A 21971-nucleotide genomic window follows, 5' to 3' on the forward strand; every position below is an offset into this window, starting at 1 on the left:
GATGCATTCTTTATCGGCGCTTTGGTGGAAGGGGTGGGGCGATGTCTCCCACGGTCTGTACTGCTGCTAACAGTCAGAATCGGGCATTTAGTCCCACCACCCCTTCAAGTCTAACCATACAAGCGGGTTTACCCGCGATGCGCCGCGCGGGCGGCGCTCGATCTCACAGGCACTGCAACCTTATCGTCGAACACCCCAGGCGAGAATGATTTTTGCTACCCCGATTTTGATTTGCACTGCCACCCAAGTTGGCTATGGTCGGGGTTTGCCCCAGGCCCTGAGCCTGACCGCGCCATCGCAAGGACCCCGTATGAGCCTGTCACTTCTCAGCCGCTATGCCTTCTTCACCGCTTGTGTACTGTTCACCCTGGCGAGTCTGCCGTTCCTCCACCACGAATGGCTGTGGCCGTTCACCCTGGTCACCGGGGTGCTCAGCCTGATCGGGCTGTTCGACCTGCTGCAACAACGCCACGCGGTGCGCCGCAACTATCCGATCCTTGGCAACATCCGCTACCTGGTCGAGGCCATCCGCCCGGAAATCCGCCAGTACCTGCTGGAGGCCGACAGCGACGCCCTGCCCTTCTCCCGTGCCCAACGCTCGCTGGTATACGCCCGAGCCAAGAACGAAGCCTCGGACAAACCCTTCGGCACCCTGATCGACGTCTACGAGTCGGGCTTCGAATTCATCGGCCACTCCATGCGCCCGGCGCCACTGACCGACCCGGCAAGCTTCCGGGTCATCGTCGGCGGGCCGCAGTGCAGCCAGCCGTATTCGGCGTCGATCTTCAACATCTCGGCCATGAGCTTCGGTTCGCTCAGCGCCAACGCCATCCGCGCCCTGAACAAGGGCGCCAAGCTGGGCAACTTCCACCACGACACCGGCGAAGGCAGCATCAGCCCCTATCACCGCGAACACGGTGGCGACCTGGTGTGGGAGCTGGGCAGCGGCTACTTCGGCTGCCGCACCGCCGACGGCCGTTTCGACCCGGAACGCTTCGCCGCCCAGGCCCGCACCCCGCAGGTACGGATGATCGAGATCAAGATGAGCCAGGGCGCCAAGCCCGGCCACGGCGGCATCCTGCCCAAGCACAAGGTGACCGAGGAAATTGCCGAAACCCGTGGAGTGCTGATGGGCGAGGACTGTATCTCGCCATCGCGCCACAGCGCCTTCTCCACCCCGATCGAGATGATGCACTTCATCGCCCAGCTGCGTGAACTGTCTGGCGGTAAACCGGTGGGCTTCAAGTTCTGCCTGGGCCACCCGTGGGAATTCATGGGCATCGCCAAGGCCATGCTGGAAACCGGCATCCTGCCCGACTTCATCGTGGTCGATGGCAAGGAAGGCGGCACCGGCGCCGCGCCGGTGGAGTTCACCGACCACATCGGCGTGCCGCTGCGCGAGGGCCTGCTGTTCGTGCACAACACCCTGGTCGGCCTGAACCTGCGCGACAAGATCAAGCTCGGCGCCAGCGGCAAGATCGTCAGCGCCTTCGACATCGCCAGCGTGCTGGCCATCGGCGCGGACTGGGCCAACTCGGCGCGCGGGTTCATGTTCGCCATTGGCTGCATCCAGTCGCAGAGCTGCCACACCAACAAGTGCCCGACCGGCGTGGCCACGCAAGACCTGCTGCGCCAGCGCGCCCTGGTGGTGCCAGACAAGGCCCAGCGGGTGCTGAATTTCCACCACAATACCTTGCGTGCGCTGGCCGAGATGCTGGCTGCAGCGGGCCTTGAACACCCGGCACAGCTGGAGGCCAAGCACCTGGTGCGGCGCGTGTCGGCCACCGAGATCAAGCTGTTCTCGCAGATGCATGTGTTCCTCAAGCCTGGGGAACTACTGACCGGCGAGGTCGATGGGCAGTTCTATTCGCGCATGTGGCAGATGGCCCGGGCCGACAGCTTCGAGCCGATGGCGGCCTGAGCGCGCTCAGTTGATCCGTGCCGATTGCTCGGGCATTGCAAACAGCAGTGCCCGAGAGTCGCCCTTGTCCACCTCTTCCAACTTGAGCCAATCCTGTTCCATCCGCTTCTCGATCTCAGTGACTTCACCACTGGTCACCCACCAGACCCGTTTGTATTGGCTTGCCAACGTTCGCGGTTCAGTTACGACGTGTTCAAGACTTGATGGATAAAGCAGGGTGTCCGCATCGAGTTCACCAACGCTGTAAACCAGTGGCGCCGAACCCGTCTTGTTGTAGAAATCAATCGTAAGCGACCAGAAAGCGTTGTCACTCGTCAACAATGCATCACCTGGCTGCCAGCGCGCGGCAACCTGGGCCATGACGTAATCAAGCCGGTTGTTCACCCATTCGTTGCCACCGCGCAAGTTGAACGCCCGATTATACAGATTTGCCAGACCCACCCCCTCAAAGAACAGGCAGGCGATGAGCAGTGTGACCTGCCATTTCCATCGGAGTCCATTCATTGCCACCGCCAGCAGAATGGGTAACCCGAGAAAGGCAAACACGAGGTAGCGCTCCATATACAACGGCAAAACAAAGGAGAACAGCCATGTCACACAGACGGGCACAAAACAATAGATGACTAACAATGCGCCAGCCTTATCAGGCTCTTTGCTTTGACGAGCAGCACGGGCGGCCGCGACAAAGATCAGGACCGTCAGCACCATCGTCATGATGCCCATGACCGACGAGTCGCCACCTAGCATGAATGCAATCCAGAGGCTTTGCGGTAGGGTGACCAGCGTCACAGGCGCGATCCAGCTCACCATGCCGGTATTTTCATGAACCTGCCCATACAAGGTCGGAAGCCAAGGCAGGTAAGCACTCGCAATGAGCAGATTGCACAACCACCACCGCTGCATACTGATCAGGCGCTGCCCGCCCGGTGCTCGGGCAAACAGAACATACACCCAGCCGACCAATGCCCCCAAGGCAGCAAAGTAATGGGTATACAAGCCGGCAATCATCAATAACGCATAACCCAGCAAGTAACGGCTGTACTGCTGCTGTGCCCATGACAACAACATGTAGGCGGCAGAAAGCATGAGCAAGCCGAGCAGCGCGTACATACGGGCTTCCTGGCTGTAATAAACAGCAATCGGAAACATCGCCAATAACAGACCTGCCATCACGGCAATACGTCGCGAAGCCATGCGATGCGCCAATAGCATACCCGCCGCAACTGTCACTACCCCTAGAACGACATTGAGACTACGGATAGCTACGACCCCATCGCCAAAGCCTGTCATCCACGCATGCAAGAGCAGATAGTACAGAGGCGGATGAACGTCCTGGGCTGTGAAATAAATTGCCCGATCTATCGGCATTCGAGCCAGCCATACGCTGAATGCTTCGTCGTACCAGACAACTTGCAGGTCAAGTTGGTAAAGCCGGACAGCGAGTGCCAGCAACAGAATCCCTACCACAGCGATCGGCCCCGTCACACCTGCCCGGCAATCATTTAGAATGCGCATTATTCCTCCTTGAAGGTCGAGCGTGTCTTCCGACTGCTCCGGCGTCCTGCCAAGGCCCGAATTACATAGCGTGGTCGATGCTTGGACTCCATGTAGATTCGCCCGATGTACTCACCCAGCACGCCGATGCCGATCAGCTGTACACCGCCAATGAACAGAATGGCAGTCATCAACGAGGGATAGCCCGGCACCGGGTTGCCAAACAGCCATTTGTCGATGACCTGGCAGGCCGCACTCAATAGCGCGAGCAATGCGATTACACCGCCTACATAAGTCCAGAGTCGCAACGGCATGGTACTGAACGAGGTAATCCCATCCAGGGCAAGATTCCACAGTTTCCAGCCATTGAAGCGGCTCTTCCCTGCCGTGCGCGAAGCGCGGTCATACTCGACCACCGCAGTCTTGAAGCCAGGCCACGACAGCATGCCTTTCATGAACAGTTGCTGTTCAGGCATCGACTTGATCACCTCCACGACCTTGCGATCAAGCAGGCGGAAATCACCGACGTTTTCCTCGATGCGAATCTGCGAAATGCGGTTCAGCAGTAAGTAGAACCCTGCTGCCGTGCAGCGTTTCAAGTAACTGTCGCATGAGCGGTCACGACGTTTGGCGAGCACGACATCGAAGCCTGCCCGCCATTGTTCGATCAGCTTGGGAATCACTTCGACCGGGTCTTGCAGGTCGACGTCTATTGGAATGACAGCATCGCCACAGGCCTGTTCCAGCCCGGCGAACAGCGCGGCTTCCTTGCCGAAGTTGCGTGAAAGGTCGATGAGGGCAACATCGGGATCACCGGCGATCAGTTGGCGGATCTGTTTTTCGGTCCCATCCAGACTACCGTCATTGATAAAAATCAGTTCGACCTGATCTGCCTGGTTGGCAAGCGCTTGGCGCACTGCGTCATAGAATGGCCTGATCGCCTGCTCCTCATTGAAAACCGGCACGATCAGCGAAATATCCATCTACGCTTCTCCGTGAACACCCATCGCGCAAATACAAAGCCCAGCAACAGGCTGACCAGGCAGAACAGCCCGACGGTCAACGGCGGTGGCCAGCCTTGGCTGTCGGCGAGGCATCCCAGTGACACACTGAGGCTGCCCATCCCCGCCACGAATACGCAGTAGCGCATGAACGAAACGGGCACCCTGAAGGTGAACCGGGCATTGGCAATGTATGAAAAGGACAGCGCCACCATGAACGCTACCAGGTTGCTGAGGGCCTGGTCGTTGCCCGCCAGTTGCATCGCCGCAAACACCGCGACATGAATAGCGGTGTTGAAGGTGCCCACGATCAGATACTTGAGGAATGCTGGCATTCTGCGATGCATGCGTGTTCGAGCCTTCCCTGCTTGGCCTTTAAGCCAAGCTAGGGGAAATCAGGCAATGGGACTACTGACAGAAATGCCAGTTGACGGTGATGGCGAAGCGGCCCGTGGCTGCAAGGTTGGACGGCGCGGCAGAGTTGCAGGATGGGGCGGGGATCGCAGGCCGGTGCAGTTGCTGACCGCATTGGGCGGGCTGGTGGCCATGCTGCTGCTGGCGGGTGGGCTGGACTGGAACCAGCAGTTGGGGCAACGCGTGGCAGCGACCCCGGTGATCGGGCAAGGGGCAGCCTAGCTGCCCCCCTTTCACATCAGGAAGCCGGGCTGACGATGCCCTGCTCCTGCTTTGGCGCAAGACGGAACGCGTAATACAGCACCGTCAGCAGCACAAGGAACGCCGGGCCAATGTACAGCGCCACGCGGGTATCCTCGAAGTACGCCATCAGGCCCACCACCAGCACCAGGAAGGCCAGGGCCAGGTAGGAGCTCAGCGGCCACAGCCACATGCGGTACTTCAACGCCTTCTGCTCGGCGGTCGAGAGGCCGGCGCGGAACTTGATCTGCGCCAGCAGGATCATCACCCAGGTCCAGATCGCACCGAAGGTGGCAATCGAGGTTACCCAGACGAACACCTTTTCCGGCACCAGGTAGTTGGCCAGCACGCCCAGCAGCAGCGCACCGATCGACAGCAGCAGTGCATTGCGCGGCACGCCGCTTTTCGAAGTGCGGGCGAAGGCGGCCGGGGCCTGGCCGTTCTGCGCCAGGCTGTAGAGCATGCGCCCGGTACTGAAGATGCCGCCGTTGCACGACGACAGCGCAGCGGTAATCACCACGAAGTTGATGATCCCGGCAGCGGTCTTGATACCCAGACGCTCGAAGGTCATGACGAACGGGCTGCCCTGGCTGCCAATGCCGTCCCATGGGTAGATCGACAGAATCACGAACAGGGCGCCGACGTAGAACAGCAGGATGCGCCAGAACACCGAGCCGATCGCCTGGGGGATGGTTTTCTGCGGGTTGCGAGCTTCGCCGGCGGTAAGGCCGATCATTTCCACGCCCAGGTAGGCGAACATCACCATCTGCAGCGACATCAGCACGCCCGTCACGCCGTTGGGCATGAAGCCGCCGTTGCTCCACAGGTTGGAGATGCCCACGGCGACGCCATCATTACCGAAACCAAAAGCGATCACGCCAATGCCGCCGAGGACCATGGCAATGATGGTGACGATCTTGATCAGGGCGAACCAGAACTCGAATTCACCAAACGCCTTGACCGCGATGAGATTGACTGCGCCCATGCTGCCCAGCGCCATCAAGGCCCAGATCCAGCGCGGCACATCGGGGAACCAGATGCCCATGTAGATGGCCACGGCAGTGATTTCCGCGACGCAGGTCACCAGCCACAGGAACCAGTAGTTCCAGCCGGTGAGAAAGCCAGCCAGCGGGCCAAGGTAGTCCTGGGCATAGCGGCTGAACGAACCGGCGACCGGGTTGTGCACGGCCATCTCGCCGAGGGCACGCATGATCACCAGGATCGCCAGGCCACCAATGATGTAGGAAAGCATGATCGCGGGACCGGCCATTTCGATGGCCTTGGCCGAACCGAGGAACAGTCCGACGCCGATACAGGCGCCCAGCGCCATCAAACGGATGTGCCGTTCGCCCAGCTCACGCTTGAGCGGGCCGCCCTCGATGGGCTCGGCAGGGGCAGAAGGGTTGCCGACTGGCATAGCAATACAACCTCATTTTGTTATTGGAGTAGACCTTCGTGCAGCACCAGCCCTGCCGATAGGCGGGACGTTGGCTTGCCAGGCTGGCCTCGTGGGCCGGCTCGTGTGCCGGGCTAGAGCGGCCGGCACGGCGAAGGGCCGAGCAGTATAGGAAGTCCGATACAGGGGTTTTCGCTGTATAACCAGGAAAATTCAGCGAGTTTTTCGGAGCTGGCGCGCCAGCCCCCAATTCCACTACCACCCTACCAACAACGTCATAGGAATAAACCCACACCAAAGCCGCATAGTCCTACGCCACTATTCTCGGCTTCCTACAAATTTTTCACCTGTTCCCACCACCGTCTAAGCTTCAGACAAGCAAGACGAAGATATCTGGCCGGATAGAAGACTATGGGCGCACTGTGGCAATCGGAACCAAGCAGAACGGAAGCATCTGAAGCACCTCCGGCCATGACGCCACAACCGCAGCCCCCACGTCAGCGCAGGCTCTGGTGGCGGCTGATTTTCCTGATCCTGCTGGTGGCACTGATCGCCATCGGTTTTGCTGCCTACGACGAGTTCCGCACCTCCAACCTGCAGTCACGCGAATTCAGCAAGCTGGCCACCACCCTCACCTATTCGCTGCAGCCAGGGCCGAGCGATGCGATCATCTATCCGGGCGAAGGGCCCTTCGACAAGCGCCTGGGCTACAGCGGGCTGGGCGAGTTCCTGCCACGCCTGCTCAAGCGCGACTACCTGATCAGCGAGCAGGTGCGGTTTTCCCCGGCGCTGATGCGCTATGTCGAACACGGCCTGTTCGCGCCATACATCGAAAAGATCCAGGCCGGCCTGTCGATCACCGACTGCCGGGGCGAGACGCTGTACCAGTACAACTACCCGCAACACCTGTACCCGGATTTCGCCTCCATTCCGCCGGTGATGGTCAACAGCCTGCTGTTCATCGAGAACCGCGACCTGCTCGATACCAGGGACGTGAAGAACAACCCGGCCGTGGACTGGCCGCGCTTTGCCAAGGCCGCGTACAGCCAGGTGGCCAAGTACCTGGCCCTGCCTGGCCAGTCAGCGGGTGGCAGTACCCTGGCCACCCAGCTGGAGAAGTACCGCCACTCACCGGATGGCCTGACGGTCAATGGTGCCGAGAAGATTCGCCAGATGATCTCGGCCAGCGTACGCGCCTACCAGGGCGGCCCCGACACCAGCGAAGCGCGCCACCGGATCGTGCGTGACTACCTCAACAGCGTGCCGCTGTCGGCTGTGCCCGGGCATGGCGAAGTGCACGGCATGGCCGAGGGCCTGCGGGTGTGGTACGGCGCCGATTTCGACCAGGTCAACCAGGCGCTGAACTCCACCGCCACGGACCCGGAGAGCATGGCCGCACGCGGCCTGGCCCTGCGCCAGGTGCTGTCGCTGATGATTGCCCAGCGCCGCCCTTCGCATTACCTGTCCAAGGGCCGGGTCGAACTGGCCGAACTCACCGACGCGCATATCCGCGTACTGGCGGCCGCCAACATCATCGAGCCACCGCTGGCCAGTGCGGCGCTGGCCAGCAAGGCGGTCTACCGCGACTGGGTTGCCCAGCCGACCATCGTGCCGATCATCACCAACAAAGGCATCAGCCTGGCGCGCAACCGCCTGGCAGCCATGCTCAACCGCCCGCTGTACGATCTCGACCGCCTCGACGTGTCAGCCACCAGTACCCTGCAGGCCGACCTGCAATTGCAGGTCAGCCAGTACCTGAAAAACCTTGCCGACCCGGAGTTCGCTGCGCAGATGGGCCTGATCGGCGAACGCCTGCTCACCGCCAAGACCACCGACCAGGTGAGCTACAGTTTCACCTTGTTCGAACGCACGGCCGATGGTTCGCGGGTGCGGGTCCAAACCGACAGTACCAACCAGCCGTTCGACATCAACGAAGGCAGCAAACTGGAACTGGGTTCGACCGCCAAGCTGCGGGTGCTCACGACCTATCTGGAGATCATCGCCGAGCTGCACGACAAGTACGCCGGCAAACCTGCCGCCGAGTTGAAGAAAGTCGAAGTCGCCGAGCTCGACCGCATCACCCAGTGGTCGCTGGAATGGCTGGCACAGAACAGCAAGAACCAGAGCCTGGACGCCATGCTCGATGCGGCGCTGGAGCGCAAGTACTCGGCCAATACCGGCGAAGCCTTCTTCACCGGTGGCGGCATGCATGTGTTCAACAACTTCCGCAAGGAAGACAACAACCGCAACCCGACCCTCAAGGATGCCTTGCGCGAGTCGATCAACCTGCCGTTCATCCGCCTGATGCGCGACCTGGTGCGCTACGTCACCTACCAGCAGCCGTTCAACCGCGTGCCGCTGCTCAAGGACGACTCCGACCCACGTCGCCAGGAATACCTGGCCCGCTTCGCCGACAAGGAAGGTACCAGTTACTTGATGCGCTTCTGGAAGAAGTACCAGCGCAAGACATCGCAACAGCGCCTGGACACCTTCCTCGACAGCATGCGCGCCACCCCGCAGCGCCTGGCTGCGGTGCACCGCTACCTGTTCCCGGAAGCCGGCCAGGAAACCTTCAATGCCTTCGTCCGTGCCCACAGCAAGGATGACAAGATCGCCCTGGGCAAACTCACCGACGGCAAGCTGGCGGAGATGTACGAAGCCTATGGCCCAGGCAAGTACGACCTGCCCGACCAGGGTTACATCGCCAAGGTCCACCCGCTGGACCTGTGGCTGCTGGGCTACCTGTTGAAGAACCCGAGTTCCACGCTCACCGAAATGGTCAACGCCAGCCGTTTCGAGCGCCAGGAGGTCTACAGCTGGCTGTTCAAGAGCCGGCACCAGGGTGCGCGTGACAGCCGCATCCGCACCATGGTCGAGATCGAGGCGTTCCTCGACATCCATCAACGCTGGAAACGCGTAGGCTACCCGTTCGATCATCTGGTGCCGTCGCTGGCAACCGCCATCGGCAGCTCCGGCGACCGCCCGGCCGCGCTGTCGGAACTGGTCGGCATCATCCAGAATGACGGCGTGCGCCTGCCGACGCTGCGTATCGATACCCTGCATTTCGCCGCCCATACGCCCTATGAAACCAAGCTGGTCAGCGACCCGGACCGTGGTGTGCGGATCCTGCCTGTGGCAGTGGCGCGGGCGCTGAAGGGTGCCATGTCACAGGTGGTCGACGCCGGGACCGCACGGCGCATCTCCGGCAGCTTCAAGCTCAATGACGGCACGCCGCTGGTAATGGGCGGCAAGACCGGTACCGGCGACAACCGTATCGAAAGCTTCGGTGCTGGCGGGCGGCTGATCGGCTCGCGTTCGCTGAACCGTACCGCCACCTTCGTGTTCTTCCTCGGCGACAACCACTTCGGCACCCTGACGGCCTTCGTGCCTGGACGCTCGGCTGAGGCGTTCAAGTTCACGTCGGCATTGCCCGTCCAGGTGCTCAAGGGCATGGCACCGATCCTGATGCCGTACTTGCAACCGGGCAACCCGAACGAATGCAAGCCACCGCAGATTGCGATGCATGGCAACGATTCATCCAAGACGTAGATGATAATCATCGGCATTTAGAGGCTTGTGTTTAGATATATCTTGAGTAATATCTTGCGATATATCTAAACACCGGAAGCCTGCTAATGCGTGACCATGGCGCACATGACCCTTTTGAACGCCGCCCCGCCCGTGGCGAGCGTGGCCCGCGGGTGTTCGCCCCGGGTGACCTCAAGCTGCTGATGCTGTCGATGCTCTGCGAGCAACCGGGCCACGGCTATGACCTGATCCGCCAGATCGAGAACCTGTTCGACGGCAACTACACGCCGAGCCCCGGGGTGATCTACCCCACCCTCAATTTCCTCGAAGAAGCCGAACTGATCAGTGGCCAGGTGCATGGCAGCAAACGCCTGTACGCCATCACCGCAGCCGGCCGTACCGCATTGGCCGATCAGGCCGTCGCCCTGGATGGCGTGCGCATGCGCATCGAAGTCAGCAAGCGCGCCCTGCGTGGCCATGACCGCCCGCCGGAAATCCACGAAGCGGTCGGCAATTTGCGCCATGCCCTGCACATGCACAGCGGCCGCTGGACACCGGAAGAAATCGAACGGGTACGCAACCTGCTCAACGACACTGCCAAGGCCATTGCCTGCGGGCCAACCGATCCAGTCAGGGAGAATCCTCATGAGTGACACCATTCACCGCGTCAATCACGAAATCCGCCAACGTCGCTTGCAGGTACTGCGGGTGACCGACCTCACCCCGCGCATGCGCCGCATCACCCTGGGTGGCACCGAGCTGCAGGGTTTCACCAGCCTGGGCAGTGACGACCACATCAAGTTGCTGTTCGCGGAAACTGCCGAGCAGCAGCAAGCCATCGACGCCCGCAACCTGGGCCGTGACGGCGGCGCTCGGCCAACCATGCGCGAGTACACGCCGCGCCGTATCGACCTGGCGGCCAACGAACTGGACATCGACTTCGTGCTGCACGGCGACGGCCCTGCTTCGACCTGGGCTGCACAGGCAGAACCTGGGCAGACGTTGAACATCGCCGGGCCTCGGGCATCGATGGTGGTGCCGGATATCTTCGACAGCTACCTGCTGGTGGGTGATGAGACGGCGATCCCGGCGATTGGCCGGCGACTGGAAGAACTCCCGGCGGGGCGTCGGGTGCTGGCGGTGATCCAGATCGAGGATGAGCAGGAGCGCCAGCCGTTGCCGAGCGCAGCGCAGGTGGAAGTCATCTGGGTAAAGCGCGATGAGGACCTGCTGGCGTTGCTCAAGGATCTGGCGTTGCCGGAAGGCAAGCTGTACAGCTGGGTGGCGCTTGAGAAGTCACTGACTCGGCTGGCCAAGGCCTTGTTGCTGGAGAAAGGCGTGAAAGAAGATGCCTTGAAGGCCGCCGCTTACTGGCGTGCCGACGGGACTGCGGACGACGAGTGATCTGCTCTCTCCTGCACCGGCCTCTTCGCGGGCACGCCCGCTCCCACAGGTACTGCGCAAACCTTGAGGGCTGCAGTGTTCCTGTGGGAAGCGGGCATGCCCGCGAAGAGGCCGGTGCAAGTCAAGCCAATCGGTACCTTCCCCGCCACCGGTCCAGCCCCAGCAACACCAGGCCAATCCCCCAGAACCCCGCCAACACCCCCAGCGCATTGAGCATGACCTGCCCGTAGCCCAGGCTCGCCACGTCGATGAACGGATAGGCATACGCCCCAATCTCACGCCCCCGCCACAGTGCATAGGCGAAATACACCGCTGGGTAAAGCGCCCACACCATCAGGTGCCGGAACCGCAGGCTGCCCTTGGGCACCTCGAACCACCAGTACAAGGCAAACAGCAGCGGCATCACATCGTGCAGCAGTTCATCCGCCAGCCACTGCCAGCCCTCGGGCTGCCACAGGTGGCGCAGCATCACGCTGTAGGCAAGGGCCACCAGCACGATGCTGGCAGCCACCGCCGAACTCACCGATGGCGACAGAAAGAAGCGCTTTGCCGCGGACTCGCGGCCAAAGGCCGCGTAGCTGAGCACCGTCGCCACCAGGGTATTGGTCAGTACCGTGAAGTAACCGAACACATTGATCAGTCCGCCAATCAGACTGGCCTGCTCCTGCCAGCGCGCCAGCAGCACCAGGTAAACCTGCACCGCCAGGCCGAACCAGCCAAGCAACGCCATTGACGTCAGCCAGGGGCGCCGTGGCATGTCAGGCCTGACGCTGCAGCTTCACGTACAACTGCTCGACCTTCTCCCGCGCCCAAGGGGTCTTGCGCAGGAAGGTCAGGCTCGACTTGATGCTCGGGTTGCTCTTGAAGCAGCGCACGTCAACGCGTTCGGCCAGGCCCTGCCATTGGTAGTGCGCCACCAGTTCGGTGAGGATCTGTTCGAGGGTCTTGCCGTGCAGCGCGTTGTGTTGGGCCGTGCTCATGCCAGTGCTCCGTAGGAAAGATGCGCACCTTACACGAGTGTAGTGGCGGGTGGGATGTGTGGTGCTTGCGGAAAAACCGCTGGCCAGGCGCAAAACCTCTGTGCTGAAATAGCAATGTTATATTGTAACAATACTAAATATCTGCCAAGGAACGCCTCATCCCCATGCTGCACATCCCGCTTCGTCTCTCCCCCCTGGCTGTCGCCCTGTGGCTCGCCTCATCACCCAGCCAGGCCGTGGAACTGGAACCCCAGGTCATCACTGCCAACCCGTTAGGCAATCGTCAACTGGCTGCACCCAGCACCGTCCTGGAGGGTGACGACCTGCTGCAACAGCAGCACGGCAGCCTCGGTGAAACCCTGAACAAGCAACCCGGCGTGGCCTCCACCTGGTTCGGCCCTGGCGCCAGCCGCCCGGTGATTCGTGGCCTGGATGGCGACCGCATTCGTATCCTGCGCAATGGCGTGGGGGCTCTGGATGCCTCGTCGCTGTCCTACGACCACGCGGTGCCGCTGGACCCGGTCACGGTCGACCGCGTGGAGATCGTCCGCGGCCCGGCCGCCCTGCTCTACGGCGGCAATGCCATCGGCGGCGTGGTCAACACCTTCGACAATCGCATCCCCGATTCACCGATCGAGGGCATCCACGGTGCCGGCGAACTGCGCTACGGCGGCGCCGACACCACCCGCAGCAGCGCCGGCAAGCTGGAAGCCGGTGACGGCACCTTCGCCTTGCACCTGGACGCCAACAGTCGACAGTTCAACGACCTGCGCATCCCCGGCTACGCGCAGAGCACCAAGGTCCGTGACGCCGACGCACCAGGCAGCCGCCACCGCCTGGAAAACAGCGACGGCCGCCAGGATGGAGGCGCGATCGGCGGTGCCTACAACTGGGAGCATGGCTACGCCGGCCTGTCCTACAGCCGCTACGACAGCAACTACGGTTCGGTGGCCGAATCCGGCGTGCGTCTGGACATGAAGCAAGACCACTACGCCTTTGCCTCGGAACTGCGTGACCTGGATGGCCCCTTCAGTTCGGTCAAGGCCGATGCCGGCTACACCGACTACGAGCACAGCGAGATCGAAGAAGGCGAGGTGCATACCACCTTCAGGAACAAGGGCTACGAAGCCCGTATCGAAGCGCGTCATCAGCCGTTCGGCCCGCTTGAAGGAGTGATCGGTGCGCAGGTCAGCCGCAACGAATTCTCGGCATTGGGCGAGGAAGCCTTCGTCCCGCACACCGACACCGACAGCCTGGCGGTGTTCATGCTCGAACAATGGCAGGCCACCGAGCGCCTGAACCTGAGCCTGGGCGCCCGCATGGAACATACTCGGGTCGAACCTGATGCCAAGGGTAACGAGAACTTCGTCGATGCCGACAGCGCCAGCAGTTTCAATGCTTTGAGCCTGTCTTCGGGCGCGGTGTACCAGCTCGACCCGATCTGGTCGCTGGCGGCCAACCTCAGCTACACCGAGCGGGCCCCGACGTTCTACGAGCTTTATGCCAACGGCGCCCACGTGGCCACCGGCGCGTATGAAGTCGGTGATGCCAGCCTGAACAAGGAAAAGGCTATTTCCGCCGACCTGGCCCTGCGCTTCGACAATGGCACCCACAAGGGCAGCGTCGGGGTGTTCTACAGCCACTTCCGTAACTACATCGGCCTGATCGGCACGGGTAACCTGCGTGAAGGCCATGATCACGACCATGACGAGGATGATCACGACCACGATCATGACGATGGCGGCTTCCCTGAGTACCAGTACCAGGGCGTGCGTGCGCGCTTCTACGGCATCGAGGCACAAGACCGCTGGAAGCTGCTCGAGAACCGCTATGGCAGCTTCGCGCTGGAACTGTCCGGCGACTACACCCGGGCCAAGAACCTCGACCGTGGCGAGCCCTTGCCGCGTATTGCCCCCTTGCGGCTGAACAGTGGGCTGGTATGGGAACTGGACCGCTGGCAGGCGCGGGTCGATGTGCAGCATGCCGCGTCGCAGCATCGCAAGCCTGAAAATGAGACCAGTACCGATGGCTACACCACGCTCGGCGCCAGCGTCGGCTACCGCTTCGATATCGGCCAGAGCCAGTGGCTGGCCTTCGTGCGTGGGGAGAACCTGACCGACCAGACCGTGCGCTATGCAAGTTCGATCCTGCGCGATATTGCCCCCGCGCCGGGGCGCAGTGTGGAAGTCGGGTTGCGCACCACATTCTGACCTGACGCGGTTCCTGTGGGAGCGGTTCACCTGCGAATGCGGCATGTGCGCTGGCATCGCATTCGCGGGTGAACCCGCTCCAACAGGTGCCGCATCACACCTCTGCCACAGGGTTTGTTACCAGATCGGCAACAATCAACTGCGACAATTTGTCTTTTTTTCTTACAACTTCCCCTATATCCTCCCGGCCGCAAGCTGAATCGCTTCATCCAGCATTCCCAATTGCCATATACATCGAAGAGCACGCTTTTCGGTGCGCTTGCCCTTTGCTCAATAATCAAAAAGATAGCGCTATCTCATGTTCCAACTGCCCAAAACCCGCTACACCGGCTTTGCCCTCATCGCTTTCACCGCCGCCCTGCCGAGCACGGCCAGTGCCAGCGAACCCTTCGCCAAGGACTCTCCCTGGATGTTTGGCGACTGGGGCGGCACCCGCAGCGAGCTGCTGGACAAAGGCTACGACTTCACCCTCGGCTACACCGGCGAGATGGGCAGCAACCTGCACGGCGGCTACGACCACGACCGCACGGCCCGCTACAGCGACCAGTTCACCTTTGGCAGCCACCTGGACCTGGAGAAGATCCTCGGCTGGAACGACACCGAGCTGCAGCTGACGGTCACTGAACGCCACGGCGATAACATCAGCAATGACCGCATCAACGACCCGCGGGTCGGCGGCTTCACCTCGGCTCAGGAGGTCTGGGGCCGCGGCGAAACCTGGCGGCTGACGCAAATGTGGATCAAGCAGAAATATTTCGACGGTGCCCTGGACGTGAAAGTCGGCCGTTTCGGCGAAGGCGAGGATTTCAACAGCTTCCCCTGCGACTTCCAGAACCTGGCTTTCTGCGGCTCGCAGGTGGGCAACTGGGTTGGCGGCATCTGGTACAACTGGCCGGTCAGCCAGTGGGCCATGCGCGTGCGCTACAACCTTTCCCCTGAGCTGTACGCCCAAGTCGGCGTGTACGAGCAGAACCCGTCCAACCTGGAATCGGGCAACGGCTTCAAGCTCAGCGGCAGTGGCACCCAGGGCGCGGTGATGCCGATTGAACTGGTGTGGAGCCCACGCTTCCAAGACCTTAAAGGGGAATATCGCGTCGGCTACTACTACAGTAATGCCAAGGCACAGGATGTTCTCAAGGACGGTAACGGCCAGCCAGCTGCCATCAGTGGCGCCGCCTACCGCAGCAGCTCAAGCAAGCACGGCTTGTGGCTCGGCGCCCAGCAGCAGGTCACTTCGCTGGCGTCCGACCAGTCGCGCGGCCTGAGCCTGTTCGCCAACGCCACGGTGCACGACAAGAAGACCAATGTCATCGACAACTATGTTCAGGCAGGACTGGTTTACAAAGGCCCCTTCGACGCCCGCGCCAAGGACGACATCGGCTTCGCCGTCGCCCGCGTGCACGCCAACCCGGCCTACCGCAAGAACGCCCGCCTGGCCAATCAGGTGGCCGGGCTCGACGACTATGACAACCCGGGCTACCTGCCGGTGCAAGACACCGAATACAGCGCCGAACTCTATTACGGCATTCACCTGGCCGACTGGCTCACGGTGCGCCCGAACCTGCAGTACATCCGCCATCCAGGCGGGGTGTCGCAGGTCGACAGCGCGCTGATCGGCGGCCTGAAGATCCAAAGCACTTTCTGACCACCTTTCTACAACGGAGAACCTAAAATGAGCACTGACAGTGCCAACCAAGGAACCCGCTGGCTACCACGCCTGATGGGCGTGCTGCTGTTGCTGATGGGCCTGGCCCTGCTGGCCGGCGGCATCAAGCTGAGCCAGCTGGGCGGATCGCTGTACTACCTGATTGCCGGTATCGGCTTCGCCGTGTCGGGTGCCCTGCTGCTGGCCAAGCGCCGCCTCGCCCTGGGCCTTTATGGCTTGGTGCTGCTGGGCAGCACGGTGTGGGCCATGCTGGAAGTGGGCCTGGACTGGTGGCAACTGGTACCGCGCCTGGCCATCTGGTTCGCCATCGGCGTAGTGCTGCTGCTGCCGTGGGCACGCCGTCCGCTGACCGGCCCTGCGGCCAAGGCCAACACCGCGCTGCTGAGCGTCGCCGTGCTGGCTTCGGGCGCCTGTGCCCTGGGCAGCCAGTTCACTCACCCGGGTGAAGTGTTTGGCGAACTCGGCCGCGACAACAGCGAAATGGGCAGCGCCGCACCGGCCATGCCGGATGGCGACTGGCAGGCCTATGGCCGTACCGAGCACGGCGACCGCTATTCGCCGCTGCGCCAGATCACCCCGCAGAACGCCTACCGCCTGGAAGAAGCCTGGCGTATCCGCACCGGTGACCTGCCGACCGACAACGACCCGGTCGAACTGACCAACGAAAACACCCCGCTGAAAGCCAACGGCATGCTCTATGCCTGCACCGCCCACAGCAAGGTGCTGGCCCTGGACCCGGACACCGGCGCCGAAATCTGGCGCTACGACCCACAGATCAAGACCCCGGTCGGCACGTTCAAGGGCTTCGCCCACATGACCTGCCGCGGCGTCTCGTACTATGACGAGAACAGCTACGTCAGCCGCGACGGCAGCCCGGCACCTAAGGTGTCCGACGCCGGCCAGGCCGTGGCTCAGGCCTGCCCGCGCCGCCTCTACCTGCCGACCGCCGACGCCCGCCTGATTGCCATCAACGCCGACAACGGCAAGGTCTGCGAAGGCTTCGCCAACCAGGGTGCGATCGACCTGACCACCGGTATCGGCCCGTTCACCGCAGGCGGCTATTACTCCACCTCGCCCGTGGCGATCACCCGCAGCCTGGTGATCATCGGTGGCCATGTGACCGACAACGAGTCGACCAACGAACCGTCTGGCGTGATCCGCGCCTATGACGTGCACGATGGCCGCCTGGTATGGAACTGGGACAGCAACAACCCGGACGACACCAAGCCACTGGCCCCCGGCAAGATGTACAGCCGCAACTCGGCCAACATGTGGTCGCTGGCCAGCGTCGACGAGGACCTGGGCATGGTCTACCTGCCGCTGGGCAACCAGACCCCTGACCAGTGGGGTGCCGACCGCACCCCAGGCGCCGAGAAGTACAGTGCCGGCGTGGTTGCCCTGGACCTTGCCACCGGCAAGGCACGCTGGAACTACCAGTTCACCCACCACGACCTGTGGGACATGGACGTCGGCAGCCAGCCGACCCTGGTGCACCTCAAGACCAAGGACGAGATCAAGCCAGCGATCATCGTGCCGACCAAGCAGGGCAGCCTGTATGTGCTCGACCGCCGCGACGGCACGCCGATCGTGCCGATTCGCGAGATCCCGGTTCCGCAAGGCGCGGTCAAGGGTGACCACACCGCACCGACCCAGGCCCGCTCTGACCTCAACCTGCTTGGCCCTGAGCTGACCGAGCAGGCCATGTGGGGCGCCACCCCGTTCGACCAGATGCTGTGCCGCATCCAGTTCCGCGAGCTGCGCTACGAGGGCCAGTACACCCCGCCGTCCGAACAGGGCAGCCTGGTCTACCCAGGCAACGTCGGCGTGTTCAACTGGGGCAGCGTGTCGGTCGACCCGGTACGCCAGCTGCTGTTCACCTCGCCTAACTACATGGCCTTCGTGTCGAAGATGGTGCCGCGTGAGCAGGTGGCTGCCGGGAGCAAGCGCGAAAGCGAGACCAGCGGCGTGCAGCCGAATACCGGCGCGCCCTACGCAGTGACCATGCACCCGTTCATGTCGCCAATCGGCATCCCTTGCCAGGCGCCTGCCTGGGGCTACGTGGCGGCCATCGACCTGTTCACCAACAAGGTGGTATGGAAGCGCAAGAACGGCACTACCCGTGACAGCACCCCGGTGCCGATCGGCATGCCGGTGGGCGTACCGAGCATGGGCGGCTCGATCGTCACCGCAGGTGGCGTCGGCTTCCTCAGTGGCACCCTCGACCAGTACCTGCGCGCCTATGACGTGAACAACGGCAAGGAACTGTGGAAGGCCCGCCTGCCAGCGGGTGGCCAGGCCACACCAATGACCTATACCGGCAAGAACGGCAAGCAGTACGTGCTGATCGTCGCCGGCGGCCATGGCTCGCTGGGCACGAAAATGGGCGATTACATCATCGCTTACAAATTGGCTGATTAACGCTTGTAGGAGCGGCCTTGTGTCGCGAAAGGGCCGCAACGCGGCCCCAGCATTCAGCAGCATTGAGCAATAGCTGGGGCTGCTTTGCAGCCCTTTCGCGACACAAGGCCGCTCCTACACAAGCAAGGCCGGCATACGCTGGCAAAGATGAAACCCTCCCCCTGCGCCCTTCGTCTACCATTGAAACCCATTCCCCCCCGCCCCATCTAAGCACCATAGTCATTCACGCAGGTGCCCCATGAGCGACCAGCAGGATTTCCCGGAACAACCCGACGAACACAACGCAATCGAACAGCCTGACACCAAGGTCGATATCGGCCACGCCCTCGCCCTGCCCGGCCAGCAGTTGCCGGACAAGGTCTACGTGATCCCGATCCACAACCGCCCGTTCTTCCCCGCACAAGTGCTGCCGGTGATCGTCAATGAAGAACCCTGGGCCGAAACCCTCGACCTGGTGGCCAAGACCGAACACCATTCGCTGGCACTGTTCTTCATGGACACCCCGCCGGAAGACCACCGCCATTTCGACACCTCGGCCCTGCCGGAGTACGGCACCCTGGTCAAGGTGCATCACGCCAGCCGCGAAAACGGCAAGCTGCAGTTCGTCGCCCAGGGGCTGACCCGGGTGCGCATCCGCACCTGGCTCAAGCATCATCGCCCGCCGTACCTGGTCGAGCTCGAATACCCGCGCCAGCCAGCGGAACCGACCGACGAGGTCAAGGCCTACGGCATGGCACTGATCAACGCGATCAAGGAGCTGCTGCCGCTCAACCCGCTGTACAGCGAAGAGCTCAAGAACTACCTCAATCGCTTCAGCCCCAACGACCCGTCGCCACTCACCGACTTTGCCGCTGCACTCACCTCCGCCACTGGTAACCAGCTGCAGGAAGTGCTCGACTGCGTGCCCATGCTCAAGCGCATGGAAAAAGTCTTGCCGATGTTGCGCAAGGAAGTGGAAGTGGCGCGCCTGCAAAACGAGATTTCCGCCGAGGTCAACCGGCAGATCGGCGAGCACCAGCGTGAGTTCTTCCTCAAGGAACAGCTCAAGGTCATCCAGCAGGAGCTGGGCCTGACCAAGGACGATCGCAGCGCCGACCTCGAGCAGTTCGAGCAGCGGCTTGCCGGCAAGACCCTGCCCGAGCAGGCGAAAAAGCGCATCGATGAAGAAATGGGCAAACTGGCCATCCTCGAGACCGGCTCGCCCGAATACGCGGTCACCCGCAATTATCTGGAATGGGCCACCGCCCTGCCCTGGGGGCTGTACGGCAAGGACAAACTCGACCTCAAGCATGCGCGCAAAGTGCTCGACCAGCACCATGCTGGCCTGGACGATATCAAGGAGCGCATCCTCGAATTCCTCGCCGTTGGCGCCTGGAAGGGCGAGATCAGCGGCTCGATCGTGCTGCTGGTGGGCCCGCCCGGGGTGGGCAAGACCAGCATCGGCAAGTCCATCGCCGAATCCCTCGGCCGGCCGTTCTACCGCTTCAGCGTCGGCGGCATGCGCGACGAGGCCGAGATCAAGGGCCATCGCCGCACCTACATCGGCGCCCAGCCGGGCAAGCTGGTGCAGGCGCTGAAGGAAGTCGAGGTGATGAACCCGGTGATCATGCTCGACGAGATAGACAAGATGGGCCAGAGCTACCAGGGCGACCCCGCCTCGGCGTTGCTGGAAACCCTCGACCCGGAGCAGAACGTCGATTTCCTCGACCATTACCTGGACCTGCGCCTGGACCTGTCCAAAGTGCTGTTCGTGTGCACCGCCAACACCCTCGACTCGATCCCCGGGCCGCTGCTCGATCGCATGGAAGTGATCCGCCTGTCCGGCTACATCACCGAAGAGAAAATGGCCATTGCCAAGCGTCACCTGTGGCCCAAGCAGCTGGAAAAGGCCGGTGTGGCCAAGACCAGCCTGAGCATCAGCGACAGCGCCCTGCGCACGGTGATCGAGGGCTATGCCCGGGAAGCTGGCGTGCGCCAGCTGGAGAAACAGCTGGGCAAGCTGGTGCGCAAGGCCGTGGTCAAGCTGCTGGACGACCCGGATGCCAAGCTCAAGATCGGCAACAAGGACCTCGAGGCCGCCCTGGGCATGCCGGTGTTCCGCAGCGAGCAGGTTTTGGCAGGCAAAGGTGTGATCACCGGCCTCGCCTGGACCAGCATGGGCGGTGCGACCCTGCCGATCGAGGCGACGCGTATCCACACCCTGAATCGCGGCTTCAAGCTAACCGGCAAGCTGGGTGATGTGATGAAAGAATCCGCTGAAATCGCCTACAGCTACGTCAGTTCCAACCTTAAACAGTTTGGCGGTGACCCCGGCTTCTTCAACGAAGCGTTCATTCACCTGCATGTGCCCGAAGGTGCGACGCCCAAGGATGGCCCGAGCGCCGGCATCACCATGGCCAGCGCGCTGTTGTCGCTGGCCCGCGACCAGGCGCCGAAGAAAGGCGTGGCCATGACCGGCGAGCTCACCCTCACCGGCCAGGTACTGCCGATCGGTGGCGTGCGCGAGAAGGTGATCGCGGCGCGGCGGCAGAAGATCTTCGAGCTGATCCTGCCGGAGCCGAACCGTGGGGACTTCGAAGAGCTCCCGGACTACCTGCGCGACGGCTTGACCGTGCATTTCGCCAAGCGCTTCGCTGACGTGGCCAAAGTCCTGTTCTGAACCTTTACCGGCCTCTTCGCGGCTAAAGCCGCTCCCACAGGGAAATCACAGTTTTCCAGCGCTGTGCCGTACTTGTGGGAGCGGCTTTAGACGCGAAGAGGCCGGCACTGGCAGCACAAAATTCCTCGATCATCGGGTATCCTCAGGACATCGCCAGTCTTCGGAGCCACCATGACCGCACCTCGCCTGCTCGTTCCCCTGAGCCTCGCCCTGCTCGCCGCCTGCGCCCAACAGCCGAAGCAAACCGTCGAACTGGACGCCGAAAGCGAATGCCCCAAGCGCCTGCAGGTCGGCCAGAACCTCACCCTGACGCTGCCCAGCAACCCCACCACCGGCTACCGCTGGCTGGTACAGAATCCGGCCTCCAACGTGCTGCACAGCCTGGGCCCCGAGGTCTACAGTGCCCCCGAGGACGCCGGTATCGTCGGCAGCTCGGGCATTTCGACCTGGCGTTACCAGGCCCGCGCCGCCGGTGAAGGCCACCTGGTGCTGGTCTACCAGCAGCCCTGGGCGCCGGAAGTACGCCCGGTACAGACCTTCGATTGCGCCATCCGGGTCAACTGAACGCAAAGCGCTGGTCAGCCAACCATGCATCCAACTCGCGGTTTGGCTAGAATGCCGGCCCTGCATATCGCCAGCC

At 62.3% G+C, this 21971-nt stretch carries 16 protein-coding genes; 10 read left to right on the plus strand and 6 right to left on the minus strand.

Features of this window, described 5'->3' with window-relative positions:
• The first annotated feature begins 310 nt into the window (after window positions 1–310).
• Window positions 311–1921 (plus strand): FMN-binding glutamate synthase family protein, encoded by a 1611-nt coding sequence (locus CQW31_RS24630; protein ID WP_099815613.1) that lies wholly within the window; start codon window positions 311–313, stop codon window positions 1919–1921.
• Window positions 1922–1927: 6 nt separating this feature from the next.
• On the opposite strand, the gene CQW31_RS24635 is transcribed toward CQW31_RS24630, so the two are convergent.
• From CQW31_RS24635 to CQW31_RS24645, 3 genes are read right to left on the minus strand one after another with little or no spacing between them, the layout of a single operon-like run.
• A complete protein-coding gene (locus tag CQW31_RS24635) occupies window positions 1928–3436 on the minus strand; it encodes a glycosyltransferase family 39 protein (protein WP_099815614.1) in 1509 nt (502 codons plus the stop codon).
• Window positions 3436–4398, minus strand: a complete 963-nt coding sequence (locus CQW31_RS24640) for a glycosyltransferase family 2 protein (RefSeq protein ID WP_099815615.1) — start codon at window positions 4396–4398, stop codon at window positions 3436–3438. The genes CQW31_RS24635 and CQW31_RS24640 overlap by 1 nt, the downstream gene beginning before the upstream one ends.
• Window positions 4383–4724, minus strand: a complete 342-nt coding sequence (locus CQW31_RS24645; RefSeq protein WP_256587435.1) for a GtrA family protein — start codon at window positions 4722–4724, stop codon at window positions 4383–4385. Before CQW31_RS24645 ends, CQW31_RS24640 begins: the two co-directional genes overlap by 16 nt.
• Before the next feature lie 94 nt (window positions 4725–4818).
• On the opposite strand from CQW31_RS24645, the gene CQW31_RS31015 reads away from it, so the two are divergent.
• Window positions 4819–5052, plus strand: a complete 234-nt coding sequence (locus CQW31_RS31015) for a hypothetical protein (protein ID WP_143524254.1) — start codon at window positions 4819–4821, stop codon at window positions 5050–5052.
• Between the two features lie 16 nt (window positions 5053–5068).
• Here CQW31_RS31015 and CQW31_RS24650 read toward each other — a convergent pair whose 3' ends face one another.
• Window positions 5069–6487 carry an amino acid permease gene (locus tag CQW31_RS24650; protein WP_054884986.1) on the minus strand — a complete coding sequence of 473 codons (1419 nt, stop codon included), beginning with the start codon at window positions 6485–6487 and terminating at the stop codon, window positions 5069–5071.
• A 390-nt stretch (window positions 6488–6877) separates the two neighbouring features.
• On the opposite strand from CQW31_RS24650, the gene CQW31_RS24655 reads away from it, so the two are divergent.
• From CQW31_RS24655 to CQW31_RS24665, 3 genes are all read left to right on the plus strand, one after another.
• Window positions 6878–10015 carry a biosynthetic peptidoglycan transglycosylase gene (locus CQW31_RS24655; protein WP_054884987.1) on the plus strand — a complete coding sequence of 1046 codons (3138 nt, stop codon included), beginning with the start codon at window positions 6878–6880 and terminating at the stop codon, window positions 10013–10015.
• 86 nt (window positions 10016–10101) lie between these two features.
• Complete coding sequence (locus tag CQW31_RS24660; protein WP_054884988.1) at window positions 10102–10647, plus strand: PadR family transcriptional regulator; 546 nt, start codon at window positions 10102–10104, stop codon at window positions 10645–10647.
• On the plus strand, window positions 10640–11398 hold the full coding sequence (locus CQW31_RS24665) for a siderophore-interacting protein (protein WP_099815617.1): 759 nt from the start codon (window positions 10640–10642) through the stop codon (window positions 11396–11398). The genes CQW31_RS24660 and CQW31_RS24665 overlap by 8 nt, the downstream gene beginning before the upstream one ends.
• Window positions 11399–11519: 121 nt before the next feature.
• Here the strand turns inward: CQW31_RS24665 and CQW31_RS24670 are convergent, their stop codons facing one another.
• Both CQW31_RS24670 and CQW31_RS24675 read right to left on the minus strand, forming a co-directional pair.
• On the minus strand, window positions 11520–12155 hold the full coding sequence (locus CQW31_RS24670) for a Pr6Pr family membrane protein (RefSeq protein WP_099815618.1): 636 nt from the start codon (window positions 12153–12155) through the stop codon (window positions 11520–11522).
• 1 nt (window position 12156) lies between these two features.
• The gene (locus tag CQW31_RS24675) at window positions 12157–12378 is read right to left on the minus strand and encodes a VF530 family DNA-binding protein (protein ID WP_023378991.1); all 222 of its coding nucleotides are present in this window, start codon (window positions 12376–12378) and stop codon (window positions 12157–12159) included.
• 164 nt (window positions 12379–12542) lie between these two features.
• On the opposite strand from CQW31_RS24675, the gene CQW31_RS24680 reads away from it, so the two are divergent.
• The 5 genes from CQW31_RS24680 (at window position 12543) to CQW31_RS24700 (ending at window position 21895) form a co-directional block, all read left to right on the plus strand.
• A complete protein-coding gene (locus tag CQW31_RS24680) occupies window positions 12543–14588 on the plus strand; it encodes a TonB-dependent receptor (RefSeq protein WP_099815619.1) in 2046 nt (681 codons plus the stop codon).
• 298 nt (window positions 14589–14886) lie between these two features.
• Complete coding sequence (locus tag CQW31_RS24685; protein WP_099815620.1) at window positions 14887–16233, plus strand: carbohydrate porin; 1347 nt, start codon at window positions 14887–14889, stop codon at window positions 16231–16233.
• A 27-nt stretch (window positions 16234–16260) separates the two neighbouring features.
• Window positions 16261–18672 (plus strand): glucose/quinate/shikimate family membrane-bound PQQ-dependent dehydrogenase, encoded by a 2412-nt coding sequence (locus CQW31_RS24690; RefSeq protein WP_099815621.1) that lies wholly within the window; start codon window positions 16261–16263, stop codon window positions 18670–18672.
• Window positions 18673–18910: 238 nt separating this feature from the next.
• Entirely contained in the window at window positions 18911–21331 is a 2421-nt protein-coding gene (gene lon, locus CQW31_RS24695; protein WP_099815622.1) for an endopeptidase La, read from the plus strand.
• A 171-nt stretch (window positions 21332–21502) separates the two neighbouring features.
• Complete coding sequence (locus CQW31_RS24700; protein ID WP_099815623.1) at window positions 21503–21895, plus strand: protease inhibitor I42 family protein; 393 nt, start codon at window positions 21503–21505, stop codon at window positions 21893–21895.
• The last annotated feature ends 76 nt before the right edge of the window (window positions 21896–21971 follow it).

It is taken from the genome of Pseudomonas sp. 382 (genome assembly GCF_002759075.1).
Lineage (GTDB): Bacteria > Pseudomonadota > Gammaproteobacteria > Pseudomonadales > Pseudomonadaceae > Aquipseudomonas > Aquipseudomonas vlassakiae.

Bases quoted from the DNA above. Each gene is read 5' to 3' on its own strand.
- CQW31_RS24630 (WP_099815613.1), top strand. From the start codon at position 311: ATGAGCCTGTCACTTCTCAGCCGCTATGCCTTCTTCACCGCTTGTGTA.
- CQW31_RS24635 (WP_099815614.1), bottom strand. From the start codon at position 3,436: ATGCGCATTCTAAATGATTGCCGGGCAGGTGTGACGGGGCCGATCGCT.
- CQW31_RS24640 (WP_099815615.1), bottom strand. From the start codon at position 4,398: ATGGATATTTCGCTGATCGTGCCGGTTTTCAATGAGGAGCAGGCGATC.
- CQW31_RS31015 (WP_143524254.1), top strand. From the start codon at position 4,819: ATGGGACTACTGACAGAAATGCCAGTTGACGGTGATGGCGAAGCGGCC.
- CQW31_RS24650 (WP_054884986.1), bottom strand. From the start codon at position 6,487: ATGCCAGTCGGCAACCCTTCTGCCCCTGCCGAGCCCATCGAGGGCGGC.
- CQW31_RS24655 (WP_054884987.1), top strand. From the start codon at position 6,878: ATGGGCGCACTGTGGCAATCGGAACCAAGCAGAACGGAAGCATCTGAA.
- CQW31_RS24660 (WP_054884988.1), top strand. From the start codon at position 10,102: ATGCGTGACCATGGCGCACATGACCCTTTTGAACGCCGCCCCGCCCGT.
- CQW31_RS24665 (WP_099815617.1), top strand. From the start codon at position 10,640: ATGAGTGACACCATTCACCGCGTCAATCACGAAATCCGCCAACGTCGC.
- CQW31_RS24670 (WP_099815618.1), bottom strand. From the start codon at position 12,155: ATGCCACGGCGCCCCTGGCTGACGTCAATGGCGTTGCTTGGCTGGTTC.
- CQW31_RS24675 (WP_023378991.1), bottom strand. From the start codon at position 12,378: ATGAGCACGGCCCAACACAACGCGCTGCACGGCAAGACCCTCGAACAG.
- CQW31_RS24680 (WP_099815619.1), top strand. From the start codon at position 12,543: ATGCTGCACATCCCGCTTCGTCTCTCCCCCCTGGCTGTCGCCCTGTGG.
- CQW31_RS24685 (WP_099815620.1), top strand. From the start codon at position 14,887: ATGTTCCAACTGCCCAAAACCCGCTACACCGGCTTTGCCCTCATCGCT.
- CQW31_RS24690 (WP_099815621.1), top strand. From the start codon at position 16,261: ATGAGCACTGACAGTGCCAACCAAGGAACCCGCTGGCTACCACGCCTG.
- lon (WP_099815622.1), top strand. From the start codon at position 18,911: ATGAGCGACCAGCAGGATTTCCCGGAACAACCCGACGAACACAACGCA.
- CQW31_RS24700 (WP_099815623.1), top strand. From the start codon at position 21,503: ATGACCGCACCTCGCCTGCTCGTTCCCCTGAGCCTCGCCCTGCTCGCC.